We start from the raw sequence: 6514 nt of genomic DNA, 5'->3' as shown, positions 1-6514 counted from the left end.
CCGCCTCGACGCCGGCGATGAAGTCGGCCGCGGTGACGCCGCCGGCGGGCGCCTCACCCTGAGGAGCGCAGGCGGCGATGGCCGGGAGGAGGACGGCGAGGGCGCCCAGGCGGGGCACGGCCAGAGCCGGCACGAGTAGGCGGTGCGTGCGCTCAGGCGGGTGTCGAAGCATGGGTCTCTCCGGAAGGACTCGGTCCGCGGAAGGTGTCGTAGCTCGGACCATAGGGGCCCGCCCACGGGGCGACAAGGGCCTCCGGCCGGCCTTCCGCGAGCCTGTGAGTGGCGTCGCGCCCGCGCATTTCACGTATCTCGGGTAGAGCCTACGCCGACCGAGGCGTCGGGATCTCGGTGGACGCGGGCGGCGTCCGCGGGGTCGGCGCCGAGTCAACAGAAGGAGCGTCCCGTCATGCCCCGATCACACTTCGACCTCTCGTCGTCGTACGGGCGTCGACCACATGCACCCCGGATGGGGTGTCTCGGCTGCCGGGCCTCGCGCGTTTTGTGAGGATGCGAGGTGCTGGATGCCCCTGCCCGATCCGCGGTTGATCCCACTCATAGGCTCCGTCGTCCATCGCCCTGGGCTCGGCCCCGGGTTCCGCATGTTTCCGCGCCGCCTCGGAAAGATCGTCTTGGCCTTCGCTCTGGCCGGCCCGCTGTCCTCCGGCGTGGCGGCCGCGCAGACGACCGGCGCCGTCTTCGGCCAGGTTCTGGAACGGCAGTCACGCACGGCGGTCGCGGGGGCGACGATTCGCACCGGGGACGGACTTCGCCTGGCGATCGCCGACGAAGGGGGACGTTTCGTCATGACGGCCGTGTCCGTGGGCACGGTCACGCTGCGCATCGACGCCCTGGGCTACCGACCGCTGGAACTCGTTGGAGTGCGAGTCACCCCCGGAAGACTGGTCGAGGTAGTGGCCGAGCTGGAACCGGCCCCGGTCGACGTGGAAGCGATCACCGTGCAGGTCGATCGATTCCGACTGGTCGAGCCCGACGTCCGCGTGAGCCACGAGGTGGTAGGCGGCGAGGAGCTCCGCAGCCTGCCGGTGGACGCGACAGAGACGGTCGTGGATCTGGCCCCCGGCGTTTCTGATGGGCATTTCCGGGGAGGTCGGCTCGGACAAGAGACCTACGTCGTCGATGGCCTCGAGGTGAAGAATCAGCTGGAGGCATCGACCGAAGGGCTGGGACTGGAGCTCTCGCCGACGTCGCTGGAGGAGCTGGAGGTCGTCACCGGCGGATTCGGCGCGGGCGTCGGCTCGGCGATCTCGGGGGTGGTCCGGTTCACCACGCGCCGGGGTAGCCCGCTCGGCTGGGAAGCCTCCGCGCGCGCGCTTACCGACGAATGGGCGCCCACCTCGCTGTTCACCGGCTTCTCGTCGCTGTCCCTGTCCGCGGGCGGCCCCGTCCGCCTGCTGGGTGAAGGCACGACCGTCTTTGCCGACCTCTTCGCGCAGGGCTTCCGGGACGCGGATCCGCACTCCCGCGGACTCACTTGCATCGACACCGAGGACGCCGCGGGCGGCCTGGTGGAGGAAATACGGCGCTACGCTTCGACGCCCGAGCTGACGCCGCTGCTCTGCCCCTTCACCAGGGACCTCGTGCCGCACCAGCGTGGCGACAAGCTAATCGGCTTCTTTCGCCTCGACCGGCCGCTCGGGGGCGGTATCGACCTGACCGCGTCGATTCTCGGAAACCGGGCGCAGAACGAGCTATACACGCCCGCCTTCAAGTACAACCGCGACTACCAACTGGGGCAACGCACCACCGGCTCGCTCGTCAGCGTCGCGCTGGACGGCGCCCACCACAGCCCCGGCGGCGCGTGGCACTGGACCGCGCGCGGCTCGGCCATGCGCCTAGACCGCTACCTGGGCGTCGTGCGGCCCGGCTCGATCGCCGACGACCGGTTTGCCGGCTTCGGCGTCGACCAGTTCGAGTTCCTGGGTGAGGACTTCGTGCGATCTCCGATCGCGGACCAGGTGGCCTCGCCCAGGCCGATCCCGGGCTATCTGCCCCCGGGGCGCGCAGCCGGCACGCCCTTCGGCGCCGCGGCCGAGGGCCTCCTGGTCACCGAGGGCACGCCGAACATCGCCAATCGGAGCCGCACCGAGTTCGTGGGCGCCGATCTCCTGGTCGAGCGGCTCGCCGCGGCCGGCCACGTCTTCAGGGCGGGCGCCAACGCCAAGCTCTTCCGCAACGAGTGGTATGAGAGACTCGAGTCACACCTGACGGGGTCCCTGCCCACGTTCGCGCGCTTCTTTCCGCGGCAGGCGTCGGGATTCCTGGAGGCGCGGCTTCTCACCGTCGACCACATCGCGCTCGAATTCGGAGTCCGTCTTGACGCCTTTCGATCGGGCGTGGCTTTCCGGACCGACAGGCTGGACGTCACCGCGCCGGTGCTCGAGCCGAGCTGGCAGACCGGCTTCTCGCCGCGCTTCGGCGCCGCGATGCCGATCCCGGGCACCGACGGCAGCACGACCGCCCGCTTCGGCTTCGCGCTGGTGAAGCAGCCGCCCGACTTCCGGTTCTTCCTGGACACCCAGATCGGGGATTCGCTGCGCACCGACATCCGCCGGCAGGGCAACCCGAGCCTCGGCTTCGAGCGCGGCGTGAGTTACGAGATAGGCGCGGCGCACGCGGTCAACGAGCGCATGTCGCTCGCCGGCACCGTGTTCATCAAGCAGCTGCGCAACCTCGTGTCGGGGTCGGCGCGGCTGTCCGAGAGGGGAGATAGCCGCTTCGTCAGCAGCGACTTCGGCAACGTGCGGGGTGCCGAGGTGTCGCTGCGAGGCGACTGGGACGCCGCTCGTGTGCGTCTCTCCTACACGCTGCAAAAAGCTACCGGCACGGTCTCCACGGCGCTGGACCCGGAGAACCCGGACTCGACCGATGCTCCCTTCGAGGCCCCCCTGGCTTTCGATCGACGCCACGCCTTCGACCTTCTACTCGCCGTCGGCAGGGCGCGCGGGCTGGAAAGCGCGTGGCGGGGCAGCCTCACCGCAACGGTCGAGAGCGGCCTGCCTCTGACCGGAATCGCGGGCATAGTGGGGAGAGAAGGGTCGGTTGCGGCCCTGCCGTGGACCGCGCAGATCGACGGGCGCGTGGCCCGAGACCTGGGCCGGCTACCCGGCTGCGAGCGGTGCGCCTGGTCCGTCGTCGCCGACGGACGAAACCTGTTCGACCGCGACAACATCCTCGGGCTGCGGAGGGACACCGGCGGGCTGGCGCCCGACCTGGAGACGGTCACCGCGCAGGCGGACGGGCTGACGATCCCCGACCCGATTCCGCGCGAGTCGCCCAGCTACAGCCCCCTCACCGACCTGGACCGCGACGGCTTCGTCACGCCGGACGAGTTTCGCCAGGCCCGCTTCGCCGCGGCCCTCGACGCGGCCGATCCGTCGCTCTTTTTCGGTGCACCCCTGCAGCTGCGGCTGGGTGTGGAGGTGCGGTTCTGATGGCGGTACGGCGGCGAAGGCTTGGACCGATCGCTACGCGAGACGGGGCTCTTGCCGCGCTCTTCGGCTTGTCGGCTCTGCTCACCGGGTGCCGGGGCGACCCCGATCCGTTCCAGCTACCGGACCCGCCTGCCGCTCCGACCGGTCCGTTTCAGCTCACGCTGAGCCCGTTCCACGACGCGGGACCCGTGTGGACGCCCGACGGAACGGAGATCGCCTACGCGGCCGGCCAGACGTACCTGTTTCCGGAGGCCTCTAGCGCGGTCGTCGCGGTCCCCGCTACTGGAGGTCAGGCCCGCGCGCTAGCCGAGTCATACCAGGACAACCTTACCTTCCCGAACCTGGTGGCCCCGGCGCTCAGCCCCGACGGCCGCCGCCTCGCGGTGGTCGAGTTGCGCTTTACGCTCCCCCTCTTCTGCGCCCCCGGACAGGCGCTGAACTGCGGGGAGCTTGCTCCGCCTTCGATACCGGGGCCCGAGTTGGAACTGATCGCGATCGCTGTCCGCGACGTGGAGGGCGCGGCGACGGGGCCCGAGCAGACGGCCTCCTTCGACGTGCGCAAAAGGGACGAGGCAGGACTGCTCCTGGAAGCCGACCCGTTCCAGCGCTACTACTCGCTCGGCGGACTCCCCTTCCGCCCGACGTGGTCGCCGGATGGCCGCCGCGTCGCCTATTCCGATGGCGTCTCTCTGAAGATTTGGGACGTGGAGGCGGGCACCGTAACCGAGGTGCCGAATACGGCCTACGCGGTCTCGCCAGCCTGGAGCCCGGACGGCGCCACAATCGCCTTCGTGCAGATGGAAGCCGCAGACCCGGAGTCGTTCACGTGCACGTGCTCCGGCGGTGGGGCCGGAGCGGAGACGGCCACGCGCCTCGTTCGTCAGATATCTACCCAGCGTGTTTCCTTTTTCGATGTCGCGACCGGGACGATATCGATCCTGCCCCTCACGTCGCGCGATCCCGCGTGGAGCCCGGACGGTCGATGGGTGTTCTTCGAGCGTTTCGGCGAGCTCTGGCGCATGCCGCCGCTCGACCCGACCCTGGCCGCGCCAATCCCGGCCACCGAAGGCGGGCGCCATCCGGCTGTGTCCCCGGACGGGACCCATCTGGCGTTCACGCGTACTCGTGTCCAGGACGGCGTCGGAGACATCTGGATCCTGCCCCTCCCGGATGCGCTTCCACCGGATGCGCTTCCATGAGCTGGCCAACCCGCATGATGACGCTGCTGTCTATATCCGCGCTTGCCGTCGGGTGCGGCGACGCGATTCTGTTCCTGGGTGATGTGCCCGCGCGCATGCGTCTCGTGGCGGGCGCTCCCGGCGAACGCGGCACGGCGACTGGAGAGACGGCGCTGGATAGCCGGTTCCAGGGGCCGCAGGGGTTGGTCGCCTCGGCGGACGGAACGCTCTTCATTGCGGATGCGCCCGTTGGTCGCGTGCTTCGCCTCGATGTCGACGGCACGCTGACCGCGTTGTACGACCTGCGGGAATGCGACCAAAGCTGCCCCCTCGCTCCGGCCGGACTGGCGCTCAACGCGGAGGGAGACCTCCTCGTCGCCGACCCGGGCGGCCGGCGCGTGTGGCTCCTGGACCCGGTGAGCGGCCAGCGGGCCGCCTTCGCGGGCGATGGCTCTTCGGTGCCGGCACCAGACGGAGTGGATCGACTGGCCGGCGGCCTCGTGGCGCCGTCCGACGTAGCCGTCGGCCCGGAAGGCACCGTCTACGTTGCCGACGACGGCGCGCACCGTGTGCGCGCCGTCGATTCGGAGGGGCTGCTGGCGACAGTTGCCGGCACGGGTGAAGAGGGCGACGACGGCGACGGCGGCGCCGCGCTCGCGGCGAGAATGGATCGGCCGGTGGGCCTTGCCCTGGTTGGCGAGACGCTGTTCGTGGCCGACTCCGCCAGTCACCGGGTACGCGCCGTCTCGCTCGCGGACGGGACCATCGAGGGCGTGGCCGGTAGCGGCGACCTAGGCTTCGGCGGAGACGGGCGCGCCGGCTTGGAGGCGCGGCTGTCGGCCCCGCAGGGGCTGGCGGCGAGCGGTGACGGAGCGACGCTCTTCATAGCGGACGTGGGTAACCACAGGGTGCGGGTGCTCGATCGCGCCACCGGTATCGTGCGGACCTTCGCTGGGAACGGCGAGACCGCGTTCGCGGGGGACGGCCTGCCGGCCGGGGCCACCGCGCTGGACGCGCCGTGGGCGTTGGCGCTCGCGGGAGGCGTGCTATTCGTGGCCGACCGTGCACAGTTCATCGTTTTGCGTACGGAGGTGCTGGGTGTCACGGAGTAAGGCGAGTGCAAGGGCGCCGAGGGTGCGCGGCACGCTCGGTTGGGCGCGGGTGGTCGCATCGCTGATGGCCTGCGCCGCGCTGGCGCCGACGCTCCTGTCGGCGCAACCGGCCCCCAAGCGCATCGTGGCCATAGGCGACTCCGTGCGCGTATACGCCCCGACTCGCGCGGAGGGCTCGGTGGTGTCCGCCGGTCCGCTCGGCCTCGTGGTCCGTACGCCGCAAGCGGGCAACGTCACGTTCGAGCCGCAAACCCTCGGCCGATTCGAGGTCTACACCGGGTGGATACCGCGCAGGGGCCGCATCATAGAGGGGACGCTGATCGGACTCGGCGCCGGCCTCGTGCCCACGCTACCCCTGATCGGCCAGTGCGAAAACTCGTGCGCTTTCACGGGAGTGGCGCTGCTGGGAGGCATGGGGGCCCTGCTGGGCGGCCTGATCGGCGGCACGACAGCCGGCCCACAGTGGCGGCTGGCCATCTTGCCGCCCGACGGGGACGCGGCCGTCGGCGGAGGCATAGGTGTAGATGCAGGCGCGGGAGGCGGGCTCCTCGCGCCGGCGACGCGGATAACGCTGCTTCGCGTTCGGATCTAGGTCGCTACGGCTCCCAGCAGCCAGGCCGCGGCCAACGCGGCGTAGATGCCCAGGATGTAGCCCCCGACAGCCATCAGCAGCCCGACCGGCGCGAGCGCGGGGTGATAGACGCCGGCCACCACCGGCGCGGACGCCGCCCCCCCGACGTTGGCCATGCTCCCGGTCGCGAAGAAGAACAGC

5 protein-coding genes are annotated in these 6514 nt (G+C 70.7%); 4 read left to right on the top strand and 1 reads right to left on the bottom strand.

What is annotated here, in order from left to right; all coding sequences use genetic code 11:
- Positions 1 to 629: 629 nt before the first annotated feature.
- The 4 genes from ABFS34_15435 to ABFS34_15420 are packed head-to-tail and all read left to right on the top strand — an operon-like array spanning position 630 to position 6334.
- A complete protein-coding gene (locus ABFS34_15435) occupies positions 630 to 3452 on the top strand; it encodes a TonB-dependent receptor (protein ID MEN8376820.1) in 2823 nt (940 codons plus the stop codon).
- Positions 3452 to 4651 (top strand): hypothetical protein, encoded by a 1200-nt coding sequence (locus ABFS34_15430; protein ID MEN8376819.1) that lies wholly within the window; start codon positions 3452 to 3454, stop codon positions 4649 to 4651. The genes ABFS34_15435 and ABFS34_15430 overlap by 1 nt, the downstream gene beginning before the upstream one ends.
- Positions 4648 to 5742: a hypothetical protein gene (locus tag ABFS34_15425; protein MEN8376818.1), complete on the top strand. Its 1095-nt coding sequence runs from the start codon at positions 4648 to 4650 to the stop codon at positions 5740 to 5742. The genes ABFS34_15430 and ABFS34_15425 overlap by 4 nt, the downstream gene beginning before the upstream one ends.
- A 22-nt stretch (positions 5743 to 5764) precedes the next feature.
- Entirely contained in the window at positions 5765 to 6334 is a 570-nt protein-coding gene (locus ABFS34_15420; GenBank protein MEN8376817.1) for a hypothetical protein, read from the top strand.
- Here the strand turns inward: ABFS34_15420 and ABFS34_15415 are convergent.
- On the bottom strand, positions 6331 to 6514 hold a 184-nt coding region (locus ABFS34_15415), incomplete at its 5' end, for a DUF819 family protein (protein MEN8376816.1). The genes ABFS34_15420 and ABFS34_15415 overlap by 4 nt on opposite strands.

Source organism: Gemmatimonadota bacterium (assembly GCA_039715185.1).
GTDB lineage: Bacteria > Gemmatimonadota > Gemmatimonadetes > Longimicrobiales > RSA9 > DATHRK01.
This window is presented reverse-complemented; position numbering and strand designations above follow the sequence as displayed.

What these genes read in the sequence shown, in the direction of transcription:
- ABFS34_15425 (MEN8376818.1), top strand. Translation starts at nt 4,648, where the DNA reads ATGAGCTGGCCAACCCGCATGATGACGCTGCTGTCTATATCCGCGCTT.
- ABFS34_15430 (MEN8376819.1), top strand. Translation starts at nt 3,452, where the DNA reads ATGGCGGTACGGCGGCGAAGGCTTGGACCGATCGCTACGCGAGACGGG.